We start from the raw sequence: 21,563 nt of genomic DNA, 5'->3' as shown, positions 1-21,563 counted from the left end.
ATTCGGAATAAACCGATAACATAGATGCGGGAATGCGTTCATCCCTTACTTTGCCATAGCATAGAAATATTCGGAATAAACCGATAACATAGATGCGGGTTGCCATAGCGTAGAAATATTCGATCGCGAACCGATAACATAGATGCGGGAATGCGTTCATCCCTTATTATAGGTATGGGTTGGCATCGTTAATTTTTTATCATCAAGACCTTCAATGACATTTATCTCGATTTTTTACTTCCTGTTCCTGCTAAGTCTTCTAGTGATTTACTGGACGGTGCAAAAACAGCGATCGCGCCTGTGGTTGCTGCTGATTGCCAGTTTGATATTTTACGCATCCCTGCAAGTTAAGTACATTCCCCTGCTCTTATTCAGCATCTTAATTAACTATAGCTTTGGCCGAGTATTGGGCTGGAGTAACAGCGTGCGGGTCGGAAAACTAAACTCCGCACAAGTCGATAGCCCCCATGAAACAATCACCGGAAAAATCGCCTCTGTCACCCTGGTAAATTTCCAATATCTAATTTTGTCGATTGGCATTCTGTCCAATGTCTTACTCTTATTTGGCTTTAAATATGTGGCATTTTTCTGCACCACCGCCGAAACTTTGTTCAATTGGCCAATAGCGGGAGAAATTGCCACCTGGTACGCCGAAAATATCACCCCACCCCTAGGGATTAGCTTTTTTAGTTTTGAATGTATTGCTTATTTAGTCGATGTTTATCGGGGCGCCCCGCCGAGTCGTCAATTACTCCGATTTGCGGCTTATAAATTTTTCTTTCCTAAACTAATTTCTGGGCCAATTACCCGATATCATAACTTTATTAGACAACTGAAAACCCTTCATTTTCCAGCATCTCATCAAATCATTGAAGGGCTGTGGTTAATTGCTGGCGGTGCGGTGAAAAAAGGACTGATCGCCGATCGCCTTGGGACTTTTGTCAATTTGACTTTTGACAATTTACAAAGGGCTGGCAGTGGAGATTTATGGCTGGCAATTTTTGCTTATGGGTTTCAACTTTATTTAGATTTTAGTGGCTATGTGGATCTCGCCCGAGGCACCGCCTTATTACTAGGATTTAATTTACCAGAAAACTTTGATTTTCCTTATTTTAGTACCAATATTGCGGACTTTTGGCGACGTTGGCATATTAGTTTAGGGGATTGGCTGCGGAATTATCTTTACTTTCCCTTGGGGGGTTCCCGCAAAGGCTTGATTAGAACTTGCTTGAATTTGTTAATGGTCATGCTGATTGCCGGAATTTGGCATGGGGCGGCGTGGGGATTTATTATTTGGGGAGGACTACATGGTTTAGCTTTGGTGATTCACCGGATCACCGATGCCATTTCTGAACGAGTGAATGTTTTTAAACTTTGGTGGGAAAGTATTCCCGGTGTGGTGCTGGCTTGGTTTTTGACTCAAAGCATGGTATTTATGTCTTGGGTGGTCTTTAGACTACCCGTGTTCAAAGATTTTACTTGGGTATTTTCCCATTTGTGGGGAAATTCTGGGGATATTCAATTTGTCCAGAAAGTTTATGGCGAAAATTTGGGAATTGAGCGATTAGATTTGGCTTTATTGTTAGGATTTTTATGGTTTTTCATGGCAGTTTATTATGTTTTATATAAAACATTGAAAGTGCAAATTAATTGGCCGGTAAAAATCCTATTAGTTCCCCTATTACTTTATGTGGTTTGGCTATTTGCACCAGAAACCGGACAATCTTATATTTATTTTGATTTTTAGTCCGGTGAGTCCGATGAATTAAGTCTGCTAATCATTCGGCGAAAATTGCAAGTCTGGTGCTCTCGATTCATTTTTTAGTAAAAATGCTTATGACTAACATATCCAGTGAACCGCTGTTCTTTTCCGGCAAACCAGAGCCATTGCATCCCTGATGAATCTGGAGACACCTAGTATTTAATTCTTAGTAAATCGACCGTAAATCCAGATTGATAAATTTTGTCACCTAAATTGTCACCTAAATTGTGACGGATTTAGCTTGTCTGAATTAGATAATTAATGTTAATGTCCAGAAACCCGGGTTCTTTAACAAACCAGGTTTCTACACCCAGGCAAAGCCCGTGACGATCTGACTCTAGGGGAGATCAAAAATAGCGGCAAAGGTGCATCTCACCCCAGGAAACGGTTAAACTCACGGAACATCCCATGCTGGGGTTGTCAAGGTTACAGATGCCGAGTTCCTCTTTGACCATTTAAACTTTTCTTGATATTTGAGATGCGACCAACTACACAAGTTTCAGATCTATCTTTATACCTGACTAATCGTTTTGGTGATATGCCTAGCCGAGTCTTTTCGGTTAATGAGCGATTCTCTCCGGGATCCGGTGCGAAAGCCAAGAAATTTGCAGGCGGCAAACTGGCTGAACCAAATCATCTGCGGACAAGTAGTCTGTGGACAAAACTTATGGGTTCACTGGGATCTTATTGGCTATTACCATTGTTAGTCTTCAGTAGCAGTTTTGTCACCCCAGGGGCGATCGCTCAACCCACTGCTCAACCCACTGCTCAACCCACTGCCCAACCCACTGCCCCCAGCAATATCCCCAATCCTTTGCCTTCTAATCCCCCTGAACTGCCGTCTCCCACCTTACTGCCGCCCCCTGAAGAACTGTTAAAACCCACCAACCAGGCAGAACCCAGCGCCCCCAACCGCACACCAGACTCCACCGCCCCCATTCCCAGAAGTATTGAAGTGCAAAGATTTGTCGTCAACGGCAGTACGGTCTTTGATCCGTCTCGGTTTGAGGAACTTTTAGTAGACTTTACCAATCGCCCGTTATCGTTTGCGGAACTGCTGCAAGCCCGTTCTAAAGTAACGGAATTATATACAAGTAATGGATATATCACCTCTGGGGCATTTATTCCACCCCAAGAACTCTCTCAAGGGGTGGTGAATATTCAAGTCCTGGAAGGGGCGCTCGAAGAAATCACCGTCAATGGGACTGGTCATTTAAAACCCAGTTATGTGAAAAAGCGTTTAGAAGTGGCAACCGAAGGAGCTTTAAATGTGGATCGTCTGCTGACGGGTCTGCAAATGCTGCAACTCGATCCTTTAATTGACACCCTCTCAGCGGAACTTTCAGCGGGTTCTCGTCCCGGGCAAAGTTTACTTGATGTCACCATCCGAGAAGCATCCCCTTATCGCGGTTCTTTCACCATTGATAATGGTCGAGCTCCGAGTGTGGGGACTTTTCGCCAACAAGCCGGCATTGGTCACGCCAACCTCCTCGGTTATGGTGATGCGGTAAGCTTGAACTACATTCGCACCGAAGGCAGCGATCAATGGGAGTTTGGTTATAGTGTGCCGATCAATGCTCGTAACGGTCGCTTAAGTTTTAACTACAGTAATACCGATAGTGAAATTATTGAGCCGCCCTTTGATCGGGTAGATATTGAAGCCAAATCTCGCAACTATGAAGTGAGTTTGCGCCAACCATTAATTGAAACCCCGACGAGAGAATTTTCTTTGGGGATTACTGGGGTTCGCCGCGAAAGTGATACATCTATATTAGGGGTGAATTACCCCCTGTCTCCGGGGGCGAATGACAACGGGGAAACCAGACTCTCGATTTTGCGTTTCTTCCAAGAAGTGACCGCTCGTGATGCCCGACAGGTGTTTGCCGCTCGCTCTCAATTTAGTGTGGGAGTGGGTTGGTTTGATGCCACGGTGAATGATGATGAACCGGATAGCCAGTTTTTTGGCTGGCGCGGTCAAATGCAGTTGTTACGCTTGTTAGCCCCAGATACGGTGTTGTTGCTGCGATCGGATTTGCAGCTAACCCCCAATGCCCTGGTGCCTCTGGAGCAGTTTGGTTTGGGAGGTCAGCAAAGTGTCCGGGGATATCGTCAGGATGCTTTACTGACCGATAATGCCATCTTCGCTTCCGCAGAGGTGCGCCTGCCTATATTTAAGACGGAAGATCGCAGTATTGTGGTGCAGGTGGCGCCATTTTTGGATGTGGGCACCAGTTGGAATAGTGATGGGCCTGATCCAGAAGATAAGAATTTGGCCTCTGTGGGTTTGGGTTTACAGTTTCAGTGGAGCGATCGCCTCACCGCTAGAGTTGATTGGGGTTATCCTTTAATTGATTTCAAGTCCCGCGATCGCACCTGGCAAGAAAATGGCTTTTATTTCTCTCTCATTGCCAATCCTTTTTAATTGGTTATTGGTTATTGGTTATTTGTTCATTGTTGTAGGGGCGAAGCATTCCTTTAGAAATATCGTGATTTTAGCCATCAGATATCTGCGTGAATGCTTCGCCCATGCATTGACCGTTACTTCCCTTTCTCACCCTATTAACAACCAACAACCAACAATCAACCATCAACAACCAACAACCAACAACCAACAACCAACAACCAACCATCAACAACCAACAACCAACAATTAACAATCAACATTAAAATATGTTTGGATTTATTAATCGTCTATTGGGTCGTCACCCGGAAAATATTAAAGCCAAAGTGGAAATATACACTTGGCAAACTTGCCCCTATTGTATTCGGGCTAAAATGTTGCTGGGTTGGAAAGGGGTGAATTATATTGAGTATAAAATTGATGGGGATGATGCCGCCAGAGCCAAAATGAGCGATCGAGCGAATGGCGGTCGCACGGTGCCCCAAATCTTTATTAATGACCAACATATTGGCGGTTGTAATGACCTTTATCAATTAGATAGTGAAGGCAAATTAGATCCGTTGTTGGCAGAAAGTTAGTAGCCCTGTCATTCCCGCGTTAGTCAGGTGGGCAATGCCCACCCTACCCGCTATTAGCCCTGTCATTCCCGCGAATGCGGGAATCCATTTTGCTTAATTTTCACCACAAAGACACGAAGAACACAAAGGAATTAGAGCCGAGGAATAATGATGAAATATTATGTAATTTATGATGGCAACTGCAATCTTTGTGTCACCTTGGTGCAGTTTTTGGAAAAGTTAGACCAGGGTCAACTATTTTCTTATATTCCTATGCAGGATAATGCCACCCTGAGTCAGTTTCAGATTACGCCGAAAGATTGTGAGTTGGGGATGATTTTGATTGATGCTAATGCCCCAGAAAACCGCTGGCAAGGCAGTGATGCCGCTGAAGAAATTGGCCGATTGTTGCCCGGAGGCAATGGTTTTGTAGCCTTTTATCGCGTTTTACCAGGTATGAAGTGGATGGGCGATCGCTTCTATGAGCAAATTCGGGATCGTCGCTATATTTTATTTGGCAAAAGAACTGAAACTTATCATTCGGAAAAATATGCCGCCAAATATGCCGCTTGTTGTCAATTTCCCGAAAATTGTGCCTCTAATGCGGCTGCTAAGTAATCTGCTAAGTAGTCTGCTAAGTAATCTGCTAAGTAGTCGGGTATTTAGACAGGGCTTGATGGAGGAAACCGCTGGAAATGTGGAATTTTCAGCCTCACAACCCCACGAAAACCTCCCCGAAAAAATCGGGGAGGAAGACTAAAATAGGGAGACTAAAAGCGGTCACTCTACTAACCACGTTTAAATAAAGTAGAAAACCGATCGCTCACTTGGGCGATCGCACTCCGCAAAGCGTTAGTTTTCGCTTGGGGAGGGACTGCCAGTTGGATCGGTTCATCCTTAAATTCTTTCAACCGATAGCCATACTCTAGGTTCTGTTGATTTTTTCTTAAAATTGGATAAATCCGAAACGCCCCTTGATGTAAATCATTCAAACTGCCAAAGATCGCTTGATTGATTTGATTCGACCGTTTCACCGCGATCGCCCCCACGGGATACCAATTTCTTTTGCCTTTAATCCGAATATAAATTTCAAACTCTGGATTCCCGGACGATTTCATCTGCTCAAACTGCTTTTCCGCTTGCTTTCGGGCGTTCGCGCCTTGGGAGGGCTGTTTCCGTGCTGGTGCTTTACCAAATCCGACTTGCTGAGTAGGCATCGTTGTTAAGTTTCGTTAAATTATCTGTTATAAAACTTAACATAATTCTCAGAAAATTGCACCCCCTTTTTCGGGGAACTTCTGGAGCATAAGAGTGCAGGGGTGCGGAGGTGCAGGGGTGCAGGGGTGCAGGGGTGCAGTAAATGTAGGGTGTGGGGAATCAGAAACCAGGTTTCTCTTATCTATCCCACAGATAACTTTAATATCCTAAAAAGAAACCGGGCTTCTCAGTAGCACCACTGGGGAATTATAAGCCCGGTTTCTGAGTTAGAAAGACCTACAAAGTCGCTTGCAGTTGGTCTAACAGTCCTTGAATATAATCTAAAGCACTGCGAATGGTGGCGGTATCTTCAATATCCACATCCACATATTGCCGCAAAGCTTCTACTTGATTCAGACTACCCCCTGCCGCTAATAACTCCAAATATCCAGGGATAAAGTCTTTGCCTACTTGCCGATATTTTTGATAACAAGCAAGGCTGACAATATTAGAAGCGGTGTACTGGTAACAATAGAAAGGTTTAAAGAAAATATGCCCAATTCGTGACCAATCATATTGATGTTCCGGCAACAGTTCTATGGTATCACCGCAGAGATTACCGTATAGTTTCATCCATTTTGCATTGACGAATTTCTGGTCAAAACTGCCCGACTCAGCGCGATCGTGAATCGCTAATTCTAACCGGCTAATGGTACTTTGGCGGAATAGTAAATTTAGCTGGTCTTCTAACTGCCGAGTCAGCAGGGATTTACGCAAAAATTTATCATCTCCCGCATCTTTCAGCAGGTAATCCAGCAATAATAACTCATTAAAAGTTGAGGCAACTTCTGCTAATACTAACGGCGGGTTACTATTAAAGTAAGATTGCGCCCCATCGATCCAAGCAAAATGTAAGGCATGACCCATTTCATGGGCTAGGGTAAACACTGAGTTGTAATCGTTGGTGTAGGACAACAATAAATAACTATGTTTGCCGTGGGAATAGGCACAAAAAGCGCCGCCTCGTTTGCCCGATCGCACTTTGGCATCAATCCAATTTTTGATAAAAAATTCTTCCGCACGACGGGCATAATTAATATCAAATTGATCCAGGGCTTCTAAGAGAGTTTTCACCCCAGTTTTATAGTCAACACTGGGCAAAGGTTTCTCATCACCTTTCGTCCAAGGAGCATAAATATCACAAATGCGGACTTTTTGCCCTAATGCTTCTCCTTTGAGGCGATAGTAACGCTGGAATAAATCAAAGCGGCTGCCGGTTCCTTCCATGATTGCCCGAAACACAGGTTCGGACACTTCATCGGCTAATAATTGTTTATGTAAGGTGGATTTGTAGCCCCGCATTTGGTTCTCAATGCGATGGTCTTGGGCGACAATATTGAGAATATAAGCATAAAGAGAATTATGCTGTTTCAGGACATTTCGCACCGAGTTATAAGCTTGCTGACGCACTTCGGGAGAAGGGTTAAACAATAGGGCACTTAATTCGGCATCGGTACTGGCAGTTTGACCTTCTGGGGTGGTGACAGGTTCATATTCTTGTTCCCCCAAATGTACCGCCCGCAATTGAATAAATGCTTGGCGTCCAGTTAAACTATCTTGGTTGCGGGTTTGTTCGACTTCTTCTGCTAGTTTATGGGGGCGAAATTCCGCAATTCTATCCAGATAATGGCGATATTGAGATAAATCGGTGGATGACTCTAACTGAGCAAATTTTTCGGTATCGATTTGTTTCAATTCTAGGTCAAAAAATAGAAGCTGATTTTCAATTCCCGTGAGGGCTTCCATTACTTTGTCTAAGAATTGTTTAGCCTCAGTGTTGCGGGTATCCGCAGAAAAAATTAGGGATGGAAAAGCGTAAAGATAACCGGATTTTTGCCCGATCGCCTCTAAAGTTTGTAAGCAATTGGCAATTTCTGCGGGGGTGAGGTCGCTGACTTTACCGCGATAGGTTTCCCGAAATTGGGCCGCTTGTTGCTGCAACGCTTCTAAGTCTTGGCTGAGTTGCGGGTCATCAAACCCTTGGTAAAGGTCGGATAAGTCCCACTCTTGGGGACTGTCTAGTTGGGCGATCGCGTCTGAAATAGTTGTCTGTACCAAAATCAATCTCCTGGTCAGTAATTAGCCTAAATGTTTGTATTGTAAAGCGATCGCACCGACTCAGACGCAAAAATTCTTTCGTAAGTCCGCCTGGGGTTAAAATCCCTACCTAATAGCGAAAGATCCGGCGGGGATTTTAATCCCCGCCTGTAGGGGTCAACGGCCGTTGACCCCTACAGGCGGTTAAAGCCGACTGAAATGTTAGGAATTGGTTTTAATCTCCGCCGGTTGTTGCAACTGGTGCAAGATTTCAGTTGAAACCGACTCTCTACTATTGCCACAAAAGTTTTTGTAGCGAATCCAGTCGGGAATTTATTCTCCCAAAGGGTTCTTTTTAAAGGCAGATCGCCATTAGACAGGGAATTTATTCCCTGTCGGGTGGTAGCTTTCACGTTACGCCAACATTCGCCTGATTATTTTGATTAATTTTTTCTAATTCTTCTTCAATCTGATTCGCTAAATGTTCAAAATCAAAAGGCTTGGAAACAATTTTGACTTGACTCAAATCGAGCAAATTTTTCGGATCTTTAAGCTTGAGTTTGGACGTGACAAACAAGACGGGAATATCCTGGGTTTTTGGATCCGCTTGTAAGCGGCGGAAAATTTCAATGCCATCAAGTTCGGGTATCATCACATCGAGCAAAATAGCATCGGGTTTTTCGTTTTTAGCCAAGGCTAAACCATCTAGGCCGTTACTCGCTTGTAAGACTTCCCATCCGGCCATTTCCTCTAAATAGATGGTAATCAGCTCTTGAATTGAACTTTCATCTTCAATGCTTAAAATCCGTCTAGATGTTACAATTTGATTACTCATCGTGTTTCTGGGTGTTTCTGGTTATTTTGAATTAAAGGAATTGAGAAGTAAAAAGTGCTGCCCGCATTGATTTGGCTTTCTACCGAGATTTTGCCGCCATGTAGTTCGACAATATGCCGACAAATCGCTAATCCTAAACCAGAACCGTCTTTTTGTCGAGCATCGGAAGAATCGACTTGATAAAAAGATTCAAAAATTGTATTAATTTTGTCAATGGGAATTCCTCGTCCACGATCTTGAACTTTGAATAAAACCCAGGCATAATTGCCCGCAGTAGGCGCCATATCAGCGATTGCTTCACTTGGGTGATTGGACTGAATCTGTTCTACCACAAAATTAATTGAGGTGCCAGGATCGGAAAATTTGATGGCATTACTGAGCAGGTTGACCATTACCCGAATTAAGCGATCGCCATCGGCATAAAATTCTATATCTTGGGGAACTACAGTGAGGGAAATTGCCGCAGCATCGGCCAGAGGCTGAATCTGCTGAACTGATTGGCGCATCAGTTCAGCAGCTTGTACCATTTCTTTGTTTAAACGAGTTCTGAACGATTGCAGCCGTTCTAAGTCGAGAACATCGTTAATAAAGTTGACTAAACGTTGGGTATTCTCACTGGCCATATTAATTAAATGCTGACCCCGCTCCGAGTCCAGAGCTACCATTTTACTGGATAACAGCTTCAAAGATCCTTGAATTGCTGTCAATGGGGTACGCAGTTCATGGCTGATCACTGAAACGAATTCATCTTTGATTTTTTCCATACCTTTGCGATCGCTAATATCCCCAATCAACGCAAAAAACCCTTGGGCTTGATTCGCGTTCAATAGATGAGGAATATAACTCACTTGTACCCAACGCTTGCCCAAATTGGGAATCGGCCATTCCATATCAAAGTTGATAGTTTCACCGGCCAGGGCGGCTTGAATATAACCCTGAATTTGGTGATAAATCTCTTCACCGAGTACCTCTTGCAGATGCAGTCCCTCAGTTTCCGCCGCCGATCGCCCGAACCAGAGTTCATAAGTCGCATTATTAAAGCGATAGCAGCCCAAATCATCTACATAAGAAATCCAAACAGGCAACGCATTAGTAATCAGTTGTATTTGTTGGGAACTTTGGCGCAATTTTGCTTCAGCTTGTTGGAGTTCCGCATAGAGATGTTCTAAATTAGCTTGGGCTTGCTTAATCTCGGTGATGTCGATAAAGGTGATCACCAAGCCTTCGCATTCATCGCGCTCACTCAAATAGGGATGAATTCGCATCAGTAAATGCTCCCCAGTCCCATCAAGAGTCACCTCCTGGTTAACGGTTTGTTCATTGGTCAATGCTTCGTTCAGAATATCTATTAGTTTGACCGAGGAGAAATTACAGGACAAGTGGGCGATCGGGCGTTGCAGATCCGACTCCAGCAGATTAATCGCTTTGGTGGCAGGGGGAGTAAATTTACGAATTTTTAGGTTTTGATCCAAGAAGACCACGCCAATATTCGTGGTTTGCAGCAGATTATCCATATCATTGTTCAGTTCGGTTAATGCCTGAATCTTTGACTGATACTCGATGTTTACCGTATAAAGTTCTTCATTCACCGAATGCAGTTCTTCGTTAGTGCTTTGCAGTTCCTCATTAGAGACGATTTGTTCTTCATTGGCGGCTTGCTGTTCTTCGTTGGTGGTTTCCAACTCTTCAATAATCACCTGAAGATTTTCGCGAGTTTGCTGAAGTTCATATTGCAATTCCTGAATATGCTGAATCGCATCCGCATCTAACTCAAAATCTAAATCATATGCTTCCCCTGCCGGAAATGGCACTTCCTCTTCAAACACCACCATCAAAAATGCTTCGCTTTTGGGGTTTTTTTGGTGATATGCGACTTTGAGTCTAATCATGCGGATCTGATCATCCTCTTGATTAATTTTAATGCCCGTGTACAGCACCGGATTTTTTTCTCTTTTTGCCCGGTGTAAAGCGGTGGTCAGTGGTAATTGTAAAGGCTGGGGTAAGAGGGAGCTAATCTCTAAACTTGGTTTGCCGACGGGAAACTTGAGCAGTTGAAACCCATCATAAAAGGTATGAATCAAATAGTTATCCATATCTACCAACAGACAGGTGGTGCGGCGATCGCCAAAACAGAATTGAAAAATATCTTCTAGGATTGGATCAAATCTATTTGGGCTTGGTTTCAACCTTTGAGGCACGGTTTCTGGCATTAAAATCGGCGTCTTCACAATCGGCAAAATCGAGAGTTGAATGTCTCGGCGCTTTTGATAGATTTTCCACTTGGGATGAATCGAAATAAACTCCGATTCCAGGCTGCCGAGAATTTCCGCACTACCGAGGAATAAGATTCCTTGACTGCCTAAGGAAAAATGCAGCATCCGCAGCACCTGCATTTGCAAGGGTGTCTGCATATAAATCAACACATTCCGGCACAAAATTAAGTTCATGCCGAAAAATCCAGCATTTTTGATTAAATTCTGGGGCGCAATAATCAAGCGCTTGCGGAGGTGCGGTTTAACCACGAAATGATCGGACTTTTCGATAAAATATTTTTCCAGTCGCTCTCGGGAAATTTCCCTGACAATCGAATGAGGATAGATTCCTTCAGACGCAAATTCTAAAGCGTTGGTGTCGATATCCGTGGCAAAAATCTTAGACATGATCGGTTTCTTGCTTTTGGTGATCGCTTCATCCACCAACATGGCGATCGTATAGGCTTCCTCTCCCGTCGCACAACCCGCCACCCAGATTCTTAATTCTCGCTGCGGTGGCAAATTTTCGATCATCGACGGCAACACCTGATTTTCGATAAATGTCCAGGCTTCCGGGTCGCGGAAAAATTGCGTCGAATTAATCAATAAATCTTGGATCAATAGCTGGCGCTCATCCTCGGAATTTTCCAGATATGCAATATAATCCTCAACTGATGAATACCCGTTTAAAGAACAGCGATGGTAAATCCGTCGGGTTAAGGTGCCAGTTTTGTACAGAGAAAAATCGATTTTCTCCTGAATTTCCAAAACCCGAATCAGTTTATTAAGTTGGACAGATTCAATGCTATGTTTTTGGTAATTAGCTAAAGTAATCTGGTTGGCAATTCTCACGATTTCTGCGATCGTCTGGGCTAAATCTTCGGGAGATAAAATCTCATCAACTAAACCTGTGGGCAAAGCATTTTGACTCATCCCGGTAAATTCGGCGCTTTCCGGGGACTGGATCATCGCGATTCCTCCTGCCTGGGAAATGGCTTCTAATCCTTCCGTCCCATCGCTGCCGGTCCCCGATAAGAGAACAGCGATCGCTTTACTTTTATAACTTTTGGCAATAGATTTAAAGCATAAATTAATCGGAAATGTATCCCGTTTTAAACCAAGATTTACCAAAGAAAATTTTCCATCTTCAATGGTGACATTTATCTTCCCCGGCATCACATAAATTGCCCCCGCTTCTAGGGTAATTCCGTCGGCAATTTCATAAACAGGTAGCTGGGTTTTTCGCTCCAGCAATTCTTTCATCAGACTCTTAAAATTCGGCGATAAATGTTGAATAACCACAAATGCCGCTTGAATGCCCACAGGGATGTATTGGAAAAATTCTTCTAACGCCGAAAGTCCTCCGGCAGAAGTGCCAATTCCCACCACCACAAAACCATCAGCATCCGCAGATGAGTGGGAATTATCGGAATTAGATGGGGGGGTATTATCTGCTTTTATTGACATAATTTTTCAGGTCTGGCTCCAGTTTGTCAGTAAATGATGACATGAAGGAAATCAGGACGAATGGCCACAGGCCCCGACAAAGGCTATGCCCGCCGATCCATGTTAAATGAACCGTGAACCTAGCCCAAGCAAACTATTGAACTTCTTTTGCTACAATGGTTTGAGCCTGGTTTGGCTCTGATAATTGGGGAAAATCCCCGGATTTCATTGGTGTTGATGGATTGGCCGCCATCTCATAAGCAAGTTCCCTGGAAGCAAGCAATTATAAGCAATTATATAGATTGTTGAACCTTAAACTAATTATATATTAAACCAATTATATATATTTTGGGTAATTTTTCAGGGAAAAAGTTAACTATCTGCTGAAAAAAGCCAGATGCTCAGAAATTTTTTTCCGTAGCAATCCCCAATTTATTAGATCATTTATTAGATCATTAGAGCAATTTTGAGATTTCGCGGTTTTCGCTCTTGCCAAGTAAGGCAGGCATCAACAAAGAGGCGATTAGGAAATGCTAGATATTTTGGCCTGATGCGGGGCTGGTCGATCTCCGGTCTATTCCCTCACAGCTAAAATTTAGCCCCATGAAAAGATTTAAAGTAAAAAAGTTCTGAAACATAGCACCAGAATAAAAGCAGATTACAGCAACTTTCCGCGTTAATCTTTTAGGGGCGCGGCTTGCGCCTCCGCGCCCCCAGGAAAAATCGTTATTTCATGTAGGGGAATGCGGGGGGGGCGAAGCATTCCGGTCGTAAATGCTTGATTTTAACCACAAATATCTGCCGGAATGCTTCGCCCCTACAGGGGTACTCTATTGGAAAATGCTATAAGCGTTAAATCATTTTAGAATCAGTTTAATTTCTGAACAACATTATGGACAAGAGCAAATACATTATTCCCGAAAACCTTATGCCTCCGGCTTGGTATAACATTCAGGCGGATATTCCAGTCCCCGTTCCTCCAGTTATCAACCCAGGAACCGGGCAGCCAATTACACCTGCTGACCTCGAACCAATTTTCCCAATGCCATTAATTGAACAAGAAGTCAGCCAGGAACGTTGGCTAGAAATTCCTAGCGCGGTTCAAGCCATTTATCAACAGTGGCGACCCAGCCCCCTTTATCGGGCGCGACGATTAGAAAAAGCCCTGGATACTCCCGCGAAAATCTATTATAAATATGAAGGAGTCAGCCCTGCGGGAAGTCACAAACCCAACACCGCCATTCCCCAAGCTTACTATAATAAAATCAGCGGCATTAAGCGCCTGACCACGGAAACCGGCGCCGGACAATGGGGTTCTTCTTTAGCTTTAGCCGGTTCTTTCTTTGACCTAGACATTGAAGTCTATATGGTCAAAGTTAGCTATCACCAAAAACCCTATCGACGGGCATTTATGGAATCGTTTGGGGCGAAAGTTTTCCCCAGTCCCAGTGGCGAAACGAATGCCGGAAGATCGATTTTAGAGAAACACCCGGAAAGTACCGGCAGTTTGGGCATTGCCATTAGTGAAGCGGTAGAAAAAGCGGTGCAATCCCCTGATACCAAATATGCTTTAGGTAGCGTGCTGAATCATGTATTATTGCATCAAACAGTTATCGGTTTAGAAGCCCTAACTCAGTTAGAAATGGCTGCGGATTATCCTGATATTATTGTGGGCTGTACCGGGGGCGGCAGTAACTTCGCGGGGATTGCCTTTCCTTTCCTGGGTAAACAACTGCGGGGGGAAGAAAAAGCGATTAAATTTGTGGCGGTGGAACCGGCAGCTTGCCCCACTTTAACTAAGGGAAAATATGCTTATGATTTTGGGGATACAGCCCAGTTAACTCCTCTGGTGAAAATGCATACTTTGGGCAGTGGCTTTGTCCCCCTAGGAATTCATGCGGGGGGTTTACGTTATCACGGGATGGCACCGTTATTAAGTCATATTCTGGAGTTAGGTTTTATTGAACCAAAAGCTTATGCTCAATTGGGTTGTTTTGCTGCCGGAATTACTTTTGCCCAAGCGGAAGGAATTCTACCGGCGCCCGAAGCAAATCACGCAGTAAAAGGGGCGATCGATGAAGCTTTACGTTGTAAGGAAGAGGGGGTGAGTAAGACTATTTTATTTAATCTCTGTGGTCATGGTAATTTTGATATGCAGGCTTATATAGATTATCAAGCCGGTAAGTTACAAGACTATGAATATAGTCCTGAAGAAATAGCGATGGCGTTAGCTGGTTTGCCGGTGGTTGCTGGGTAGAATTAGAAACCCGGTTTCTGGGAAAAACCGGGTTTCTGACTGTCGGCGATCGCTTTTACTTGCTGCTTAGACCAGAGAAACCGGGACAACAGGGAACACCTGAATTGGTAAATTCCATTTTTCAAATAAATGATGTAAAATCTAGAATATATCGGTCAATTATTGCCAAAATTTAACCGATGAATTAATATCAGAAATTACCCTAAAATTAGCACCGGATCGACGCTATTTGATTACCATTGAAAACGAAGATAGCCCCGATTGAAAAGAAAATGCTTGGGATGTATTAAAAGCTTGGTCAGGAAAAATTGAATATCCCTCAGATTGGTCAATAAATCACGATCATTTTATCATGCATTGATCCTGGATAATTTTAATAATTAGCAAAGGTTTGATTAATCCGAAAACAGCGATCGCACCCAGCCTTCGCACAACAAAACCGGGTTTCTGTCGTAACTTTTACTATCTGAAATAAATTTAATCCAGAAACCCGGTTTTTCATCCGGTTAACTAGAAGGTGCGTTAAGGCTGGAATAAAGGTTAATTGTTTTTCCCTTAAACTGCCGCGAACGGCACCCTACCCTGAAAAACCCGGTTTTTGAGTTATCCTAAAAGACTTCTCAACATCCAGGCGGTTTTTTCGTGAACCTGCATCCGCTGGGTAAGTAAATCAGCGGTGGGTTCGTCGCTGACCGCTTCCACAAGGGGAAACAGGGAACGGGCTGTTCGCACCACCGCTTCTTGTCCTTCCACCAGGAGTTTAATCATTTCTTGGGCGTTGGGTACTCCTGGGGTTTCCGGGATCGAGGAGAGTTTGGCATATTCGCTGTAAGTACCAGGGGCGGGGAAACCCAAGGCGCGAATTCGTTCGGCGATTAAGTCTACCGCTAAAGCCAGTTCGTTGTACTGGGCTTCAAACATCAAATGTAGGGTCTGGAACATTGGCCCAGTGACGTTCCAGTGGAAATTGTGGGTTTTTAGGTATAGGGTGTAAGTGTCTGCTAAAAGTCTCGACAGTCCATGAGCGATCGCCTGTCGGTCTTGTTCATTAATGCCGATATTGACTGGCTTTGTGTTTCAGCCATAATTCCTCCGGGCGCAAGCATTGCGCCCCTACTAAAAAACTTGTTGGGCGCTTTTTTGACGCTCCTACGGGTAATTTTACCAAGATTTTCCCAAGATTTTCCCAAGATTTTCCCAAGATTTTCCCAAAAATATTGACGCAAAAAGTGGCAGATATAGAAAGTCCGATCAATTGCTTAGAGGTGGCTAGAGGTACGGAAAGGAAAGGCGATCGCCTGAAAAACGCGATTTCTGAAAGCAGCCCGGTTTTTGTCTGGAAGCGCGATTTTTTCGCCCACAAAAAAATCACGCTACAATCAAGTCAGAAGCGCCCCTGGGCGCTTACTCATAAGTAAAATAAGTAAATTGATTGATTTCAGGAAACAAAACCATGACTACCGATAAAGATTCCGCAATTGTGGAAGTGAGCGTAGAAGCCAAAGAGGTCACCGCGACTACTGAAACCGAACCGAAGACGGCGGATGAACTGAAAGAGGCGACAGAGGCGCTAATTGAGGCGATTAAGAATTTGGCCAAGGCAGAAATGCAAGCGGCTGGCGATTTCAGTCGGGAAGCTTATCTCAAAGCAGTAAGTCAAGCTAGGAAAAATATCGAACAGATTAAACTGATTGACCCAGACAGATTTGAGAAAGCGTTTCTCCAAGTGCAGAGCGAAGGGGAGAAAAACTGGAATGGCGTGTTAAAAGAAATGCAAGACCTTGCCGATCGCTTCACCAAAGCTGCCCAAGCGGCTTGGGAGGTGCTGACCGCGCCGAAAAAAGATGACAAAGACGATCGAGCGCCCAAAGAATAGACCTTTGGGGGAATTTTAGGCAGTGTCTCGCCAATCCTGAGTTAAAATTTGCCGATCGCGCGATCGGGGCGATTCTGAAATTGCCCCGATTTTTTCTGTTGATTGTAGCCATGAATGCTAGATAATGATTAAGCTTATGCCTGATCGGTAGATCAGATAAGTGTTAATTGGCAAAAAAAGCCTACCGTTTACCGTTCACTAACCCAGATCCACAACCATGAGAACCCACTATTGCGGCCAACTCCATAGCGAACATATCGGAGAAACTGTCACCCTCTGTGGATGGGTAGACCGTCGCCGCGATCATGGAGGCGTTATTTTTATCGATTTGCGCGATCGCAGCGGCGTCGTTCAGATCGTCAGCGACCCCGAACGCACCCCAGCTTCATACGCCGATTGCGATCGCCTTCGCAACGAGTATGTGGTGAAAATTACAGGTCGAGTCAGCCAACGCCCCGAAGAATCCCGAAATCCCAGATTACCCAGCGGCGAAATAGAAATTTACGCCGATCGAATTGAAGTCCTCAATGCGGTTCACAAGCCTTTGCCGTTCCAAGTTTCCAGTGCTGATAATGAGTCGGTGCGCGAAGAGTTGCGCTTAAAGTATCGCTATTTGGATTTGCGCCGGGAACGGATGGCGCGGAATATGCAGCTACGTCACCAGGTGATTAAAAGTATCCGCCGGTTTTTAGAAGACCAGCAGCATTTTATGGAGGTGGAAACTCCGATTTTAACTCGTTCCACTCCCGAAGGGGCTAGGGATTATTTAGTTCCTTCACGAGTAAACTCCGGGGAATGGTATGCTTTACCACAATCACCGCAATTATTTAAACAGTTGTTGATGGTAGCCGGGTGCGATCGCTATTATCAGATTGCGCGTTGCTTCCGGGACGAAGACCTCCGCGCCGATCGCCAACCAGAATTTACCCAATTGGACATGGAAATGAGTTTCATGTCCTTGGAAGAAATCCTAGAACTCAACGAATCTTTAATTTGCCATATCTTCAAAACCATTAAAGATATCGACATCCCCCGACCTTTCCCGCGTATTACCTATAAAGACGCGATGGATCGGTATGGAACCGACCGACCGGATACCCGTTATGGTTTGGAATTAGTCGATGTTTCTGACTTAGTAAAAGACTCTGGTTTCAAAGTCTTTTCTGGGGCTGTAGCATCCGGGGGGATTGTGAAAATTTTGCCAATTCCTGAAGGCAATGCGGCGATTTCTAATGTGCGGATTAAACCCAAAGGCGACTTATTCCAAGAAGCCGTTGAAGCCGGTGGCCAAGGGTTAGCCTATATCCGGGTGAAAGAAGATGGGGAAATTGACACAATTGGCGCAATTAAAGATAACTTAACCCCGGAACAAAAAGCGGAATTGCTGGCGCGTACCCAAGCAAAACCCGGCCATTTATTATTATTTGGGGCTGGTCAAACAGCGATCGTCAATAAAACCCTAGATCGCCTGCGCCAAGTGATTGCCCGTCAACTGGGAATGGTTGACCAAAATAAAATTAACCTACTTTGGGTGACAGATTTCCCCATGTTTGAGTGGAATGCCGATGAGAAACGCCTCGAAGCATTGCACCACCCCTTTACTTGCCCCAATCCTGATGATTTGGCTGATATCAAAAACGCCAGAGCCCTAGCATATGATGTCGTCTACAACGGCCTAGAAATTGGTGGCGGTAGTATGCGGATTTACCAACGGGAAATTCAAGAAAAAGTCTTTGAGGCGATCGGATTATCCCCGGAAGAAGCCTACAACAAATTTGGCTTTTTACTGGATGCCTTTGACTTCGGCACACCCCCTCATGCGGGCATTGCCTACGGCTTAGATCGCTTCGTCATGTTATTAGCAGGCGAAGAATCAATTCGGGATGTCATCGCCTTCCCCAAAACCCAACAAGCCCGCTGCTTGTTAACAGGTGCTCCCGCTTCTGTAGACACCAAGCAATTAAAAGAATTGCACGTTGCTTCTACTTATAAACCAAAAAGTTAAGTAGCTTTAACTAGCTTTAACTAAACTAAAACCACAGAGGCACAAAGGACACAGAGAAGATATAAAAAATCTCTTTGTGTTCTTTGTGTCTTTCTGGTGAAATTATCCGCGATCTCACTTAAAAAGCACCCAGGCTTTTTGAATAACCTGGGTGCTTCTTTTGCCGACTCAAAAACGGACTTTGAGAATTAGAAGATCACGATGTCGTTGACGTTGACAGAACCAGTTTGAATGGTTGCGATCACCGACAAGCCAGTTAAACCAGTATTCGCGTTACCACCACCGTTGAAATCCCAGTAGAGAGTACCACCGCCACCGGCATTGGAGTCAAAGACAATCGCTGGCAGAGTAGTCGAACCGCCAGAGAATGTACCGCCGAGACTGCTGTAATTTTGGTTGGCTCCAACTGAGAAGAAGTCTAAGCCAGTACGCAGGTTTTGTCCAGGTGCAGCTAGGTTAGCTACTGTGGCACCAGATGCATCAGTATTACCGAATGCAGTAGAGCGCAGGTAAATCTTATCGGTGCCCGACTCAAAAGCAGTTATGGTATCGCGGATATCGCCGTTGCCTGCATAGTAGAAGCCATCGAAACCAGCATGACCAATCAGACTATCAGCACCGACACCACCATACAGGGTGTCAGAACCAGCGCGACCGGCTTCACCACCAAGGGTGTCAGCATTTCCGCTACCGATGAAGAAGTCATTTCCTTCGCCACCAATCAGAGTATCGGTCTCGCTACCAGCAACCAGAACATCATTTCCGGCACCACCGTTCAGGATGTTTCCAGTGGCATTTAGACCAAATAGAGAGTCGTTGCCTTCACCACCGAGTAAGGTATTGGCAGATCCAGTAACATTCAAGGTGTCATTGCCCAAATCTCCGGACAGGTAGGAATTAGCAGTCGCTAATAAGCTATCGGTTCCTTGACCACCATAGAGGCTGGCATTTGCTCCAGTGCCCACCAAAGTGTCATTACCTTGTTGACCAAACATCAAGCTGCGAGCTCCCGCAGTCAATGAGTCATTACTCGTGTCGGCGGTGTTTACCATACCTCCACCATATAAGGTATCGCCAAAGTTGCCTGTTGGGTTACTACCCACCAAGGTGTCAGCGCCGACACCACCGTAGAGCAGGTTGGTGCCACCAGTAGTAGCGACGTTAATGGAGTCATCGCCAGCACCACCCATCAGGGTGCTGCCACCAAAGACACCGAAAGAATTATCCATCACGAGGGTGTCGTTTCCATCGCCGCCGTCAACATAACTTTGGACGCCATAGTTGCGGATGGTGTCGCTGCCTTCACCCCCCAGCAGGGTATTTCTGCCGCGTAAGCCACCGAAGGCAATCAAGCTGTCGTTGCCATTGCCGCCATCTAGGAGAGCATTTTGCGGTACACCATTCAAATTAACAGTAGCACCTTGCAAGGAGGTGTTGCTATTATTATTAGCCGTCGTCGCGATATTACCCAACAGCATCAGGGTATCGTTTTCTTCTCCACCAAAGAGGCTGTCGCGATCGCCCAGACCAATTACCAAGTCCTTACCGAGGTCGCCAGAGAGATAGTTTTTACCGAGGTTATTGGGTGGATTTGCCCCAGATGTGGTGACAACACCGACCGCACCAGTGGTTGAAGAGACAGTACCACCAGAGATATTGCCGGTACGGATGCCGATATTGCTGATCTGAGTATTTAAGGGTACAAACCCGCCAGTACCACCACCAGCGGTTCCAGAGGATGAGAGTTCGACAACCTGGATGGTGTCGTCGCCTTTACCACCGTAGAGAGTGTCGCTGCCCAATCCAGATCCACTCAGGAAGTCATTCCCAGTGTTGCCATAGCCTAGGTTGCCACCACCGCCAGCATTACCAAAGTTGAAGACATCATTACCATCGGTTTGGTCGCCGTCACGGGGGCCACCATAGACCGTATCTTTGCCTGTGCCACCGAAGGCTTCAAACAGATCGTCCCCTAAATCCCCAAAGAAGAGGCTACCACCGGCTAAACTGAGCAGGCGGTCATTCTCTTGACCTCCATAAAGAATGTTTCCCGCAGCCCGTGAGGTTAGAGAGTCGTTGTCTCTATTTCCGTAAAGGAGGCTGCCGCCGAGAGTCGATGTAGTGAGAATATCACTCCCGTCTAGACCTATTACTGTGTCCTGGGCTGGAATCGTATCACTCCCAAGAGTCAGAGTATCGTTAAATTGACCAAGTATTTGAACCATGAACGTATTTCACTCCTCATCCGTGTTCGTGTTTTCCTGGTTTATGCTGCCGAGGCAGACCTGGTAGAAAACCTTGAATGTTAATTTAGCATCTCCGCTAACAATATTGCCTCCTCTTTGGCAAAGATTTGACAATACGCTTTGATTTTATAGGCGATCGGCCTGTTTTGGCCAGTTTACCCATTACATCGTTCTTTATTGGTTAGAGATGATTTATAGCTGATTTATAGCCGATCGGTGACTAAGTTGGCAAATGCCCAACTTTGTTAGGACTTACGCACTTCGGTCGATCTTTAGGGTAATGCACGGGGCAATCACCCCGGTTGCCCCTGAGCCCTGAGCGAGGTCGAAGGGTCGAAGGGTGGTTGCCCTTATTATTGGAGTAAGTGCGTAGGTTCTGTTTGTTTTGTTCTTTATTCACTGTCAGACATCGTGGATCTGGATAAAGTTCCGATTTCAGGAACCTTTGACAATCCATCGAATCTTTGATTTTCTTTGCTTATTAGTTGAGTGGTTTTGCCAATCTTGGTTAATCTTTGCTAATCTTTGCTAATCTTTGCCAATTTTAACTAATCTTTGAATGATCGCTCAATATTAGCATAAATAGGATAGACCTCTGGCAAAATTCTAAAAAGTCCCCACCCCTCTTGGAT

General features: G+C 44.9%; 14 protein-coding genes. 8 read left to right on the top strand and 6 right to left on the bottom strand.

Annotated elements, in window-relative coordinates; translation table 11 throughout:
• The first annotated feature begins 214 nt into the window (after nucleotides 1-214).
• From ABWT76_RS17495 to ABWT76_RS17475, 5 genes are all read left to right on the top strand, one after another.
• Nucleotides 215-1,747 carry an MBOAT family protein gene (locus tag ABWT76_RS17495; RefSeq protein ID WP_054466205.1) on the top strand — a complete coding sequence of 511 codons (1,533 nt, stop codon included), beginning with the start codon at nucleotides 215-217 and terminating at the stop codon, nucleotides 1,745-1,747.
• Between the two features lie 493 nt (nucleotides 1,748-2,240).
• The gene (locus ABWT76_RS17490; RefSeq protein ID WP_197285276.1) at nucleotides 2,241-4,184 is read left to right on the top strand and encodes a ShlB/FhaC/HecB family hemolysin secretion/activation protein; all 1,944 of its coding nucleotides are present in this window, start codon (nucleotides 2,241-2,243) and stop codon (nucleotides 4,182-4,184) included.
• Nucleotides 4,147-4,416 (top strand): hypothetical protein, encoded by a 270-nt coding sequence (locus tag ABWT76_RS17485; RefSeq protein ID WP_190883093.1) that lies wholly within the window; start codon nucleotides 4,147-4,149, stop codon nucleotides 4,414-4,416. The genes ABWT76_RS17490 and ABWT76_RS17485 overlap by 38 nt, the downstream gene beginning before the upstream one ends.
• Before the next feature lie 16 nt (nucleotides 4,417-4,432).
• The gene (grxC, locus tag ABWT76_RS17480) at nucleotides 4,433-4,741 is read left to right on the top strand and encodes a glutaredoxin 3 (protein WP_054466249.1); all 309 of its coding nucleotides are present in this window, start codon (nucleotides 4,433-4,435) and stop codon (nucleotides 4,739-4,741) included.
• Between the two features lie 150 nt (nucleotides 4,742-4,891).
• On the top strand, nucleotides 4,892-5,338 hold the full coding sequence (locus ABWT76_RS17475) for a thiol-disulfide oxidoreductase DCC family protein (protein ID WP_054466206.1): 447 nt from the start codon (nucleotides 4,892-4,894) through the stop codon (nucleotides 5,336-5,338).
• A gap of 170 nt (nucleotides 5,339-5,508) precedes the next feature.
• Here ABWT76_RS17475 and ABWT76_RS17470 read toward each other — a convergent pair whose 3' ends face one another.
• From ABWT76_RS17470 to ABWT76_RS17455, 4 genes are all read right to left on the bottom strand, one after another.
• Entirely contained in the window at nucleotides 5,509-5,937 is a 429-nt protein-coding gene (locus ABWT76_RS17470) for an HHL1-like protein (protein ID WP_054466207.1), read from the bottom strand.
• A 277-nt stretch (nucleotides 5,938-6,214) separates the two neighbouring features.
• Entirely contained in the window at nucleotides 6,215-8,035 is a 1,821-nt protein-coding gene (locus ABWT76_RS17465) for a M3 family oligoendopeptidase (RefSeq protein ID WP_054466250.1), read from the bottom strand.
• A 388-nt stretch (nucleotides 8,036-8,423) separates the two neighbouring features.
• A complete protein-coding gene (locus tag ABWT76_RS17460; RefSeq protein WP_054466208.1) occupies nucleotides 8,424-8,849 on the bottom strand; it encodes a response regulator in 426 nt (141 codons plus the stop codon).
• Complete coding sequence (locus tag ABWT76_RS17455; protein WP_190878849.1) at nucleotides 8,846-12,568, bottom strand: chemotaxis protein CheB; 3,723 nt, start codon at nucleotides 12,566-12,568, stop codon at nucleotides 8,846-8,848. Before ABWT76_RS17455 ends, ABWT76_RS17460 begins: the two co-directional genes overlap by 4 nt.
• Before the next feature lie 871 nt (nucleotides 12,569-13,439).
• Between ABWT76_RS17455 and ABWT76_RS17450 the strand changes: the two genes are divergently transcribed.
• Nucleotides 13,440-14,804: a TrpB-like pyridoxal phosphate-dependent enzyme gene (locus ABWT76_RS17450; protein WP_190878852.1), complete on the top strand. Its 1,365-nt coding sequence runs from the start codon at nucleotides 13,440-13,442 to the stop codon at nucleotides 14,802-14,804.
• Nucleotides 14,805-15,407: 603 nt separating this feature from the next.
• On the opposite strand, the gene ABWT76_RS17445 is transcribed toward ABWT76_RS17450, so the two are convergent.
• Nucleotides 15,408-15,863 carry a Dps family protein gene (locus ABWT76_RS17445; protein WP_190878870.1) on the bottom strand — a complete coding sequence of 152 codons (456 nt, stop codon included), beginning with the start codon at nucleotides 15,861-15,863 and terminating at the stop codon, nucleotides 15,408-15,410.
• A gap of 394 nt (nucleotides 15,864-16,257) precedes the next feature.
• Between ABWT76_RS17445 and ABWT76_RS17440 the strand changes: the two genes are divergently transcribed.
• Nucleotides 16,258-16,680: a hypothetical protein gene (locus ABWT76_RS17440; RefSeq protein ID WP_190878854.1), complete on the top strand. Its 423-nt coding sequence runs from the start codon at nucleotides 16,258-16,260 to the stop codon at nucleotides 16,678-16,680.
• A gap of 217 nt (nucleotides 16,681-16,897) precedes the next feature.
• Nucleotides 16,898-18,685, top strand: coding sequence for an aspartate--tRNA ligase (gene aspS / locus ABWT76_RS17435; protein ID WP_054466214.1), 1,788 nt, complete (start codon nucleotides 16,898-16,900; stop codon nucleotides 18,683-18,685).
• A gap of 188 nt (nucleotides 18,686-18,873) precedes the next feature.
• Here aspS and ABWT76_RS17430 read toward each other — a convergent pair whose 3' ends face one another.
• Nucleotides 18,874-20,910: a calcium-binding protein gene (locus ABWT76_RS17430; protein ID WP_054466215.1), complete on the bottom strand. Its 2,037-nt coding sequence runs from the start codon at nucleotides 20,908-20,910 to the stop codon at nucleotides 18,874-18,876.
• Between the last annotated feature and the right edge of the window lie 653 nt (nucleotides 20,911-21,563).

Origin of the sequence: Planktothricoides raciborskii GIHE-MW2, assembly GCF_040564635.1 — a bacterium.
Taxonomy (GTDB): Bacteria; Cyanobacteriota; Cyanobacteriia; order Cyanobacteriales; family Laspinemataceae; genus Planktothricoides; species Planktothricoides raciborskii.
This window is presented reverse-complemented; position numbering and strand designations above follow the sequence as displayed.

Coding starts and splice junctions, on each gene's coding strand:
- ABWT76_RS17470 (WP_054466207.1), bottom strand. CDS start 5,937: ATGCCTACTCAGCAAGTCGGATTTGGTAAAGCACCAGCACGGAAACAG.
- ABWT76_RS17485 (WP_190883093.1), top strand. CDS start 4,147: ATGGCTTTTATTTCTCTCTCATTGCCAATCCTTTTTAATTGGTTATTG.
- ABWT76_RS17460 (WP_054466208.1), bottom strand. CDS start 8,849: ATGAGTAATCAAATTGTAACATCTAGACGGATTTTAAGCATTGAAGAT.
- ABWT76_RS17455 (WP_190878849.1), bottom strand. CDS start 12,568: ATGTCAATAAAAGCAGATAATACCCCCCCATCTAATTCCGATAATTCC.
- ABWT76_RS17490 (WP_197285276.1), top strand. CDS start 2,241: ATGCGACCAACTACACAAGTTTCAGATCTATCTTTATACCTGACTAAT.
- ABWT76_RS17475 (WP_054466206.1), top strand. CDS start 4,892: ATGAAATATTATGTAATTTATGATGGCAACTGCAATCTTTGTGTCACC.
- aspS (WP_054466214.1), top strand. CDS start 16,898: ATGAGAACCCACTATTGCGGCCAACTCCATAGCGAACATATCGGAGAA.
- ABWT76_RS17440 (WP_190878854.1), top strand. CDS start 16,258: ATGACTACCGATAAAGATTCCGCAATTGTGGAAGTGAGCGTAGAAGCC.
- ABWT76_RS17430 (WP_054466215.1), bottom strand. CDS start 20,910: ATGGTTCAAATACTTGGTCAATTTAACGATACTCTGACTCTTGGGAGT.
- ABWT76_RS17495 (WP_054466205.1), top strand. CDS start 215: ATGACATTTATCTCGATTTTTTACTTCCTGTTCCTGCTAAGTCTTCTA.
- grxC (WP_054466249.1), top strand. CDS start 4,433: ATGTTTGGATTTATTAATCGTCTATTGGGTCGTCACCCGGAAAATATT.
- ABWT76_RS17450 (WP_190878852.1), top strand. CDS start 13,440: ATGGACAAGAGCAAATACATTATTCCCGAAAACCTTATGCCTCCGGCT.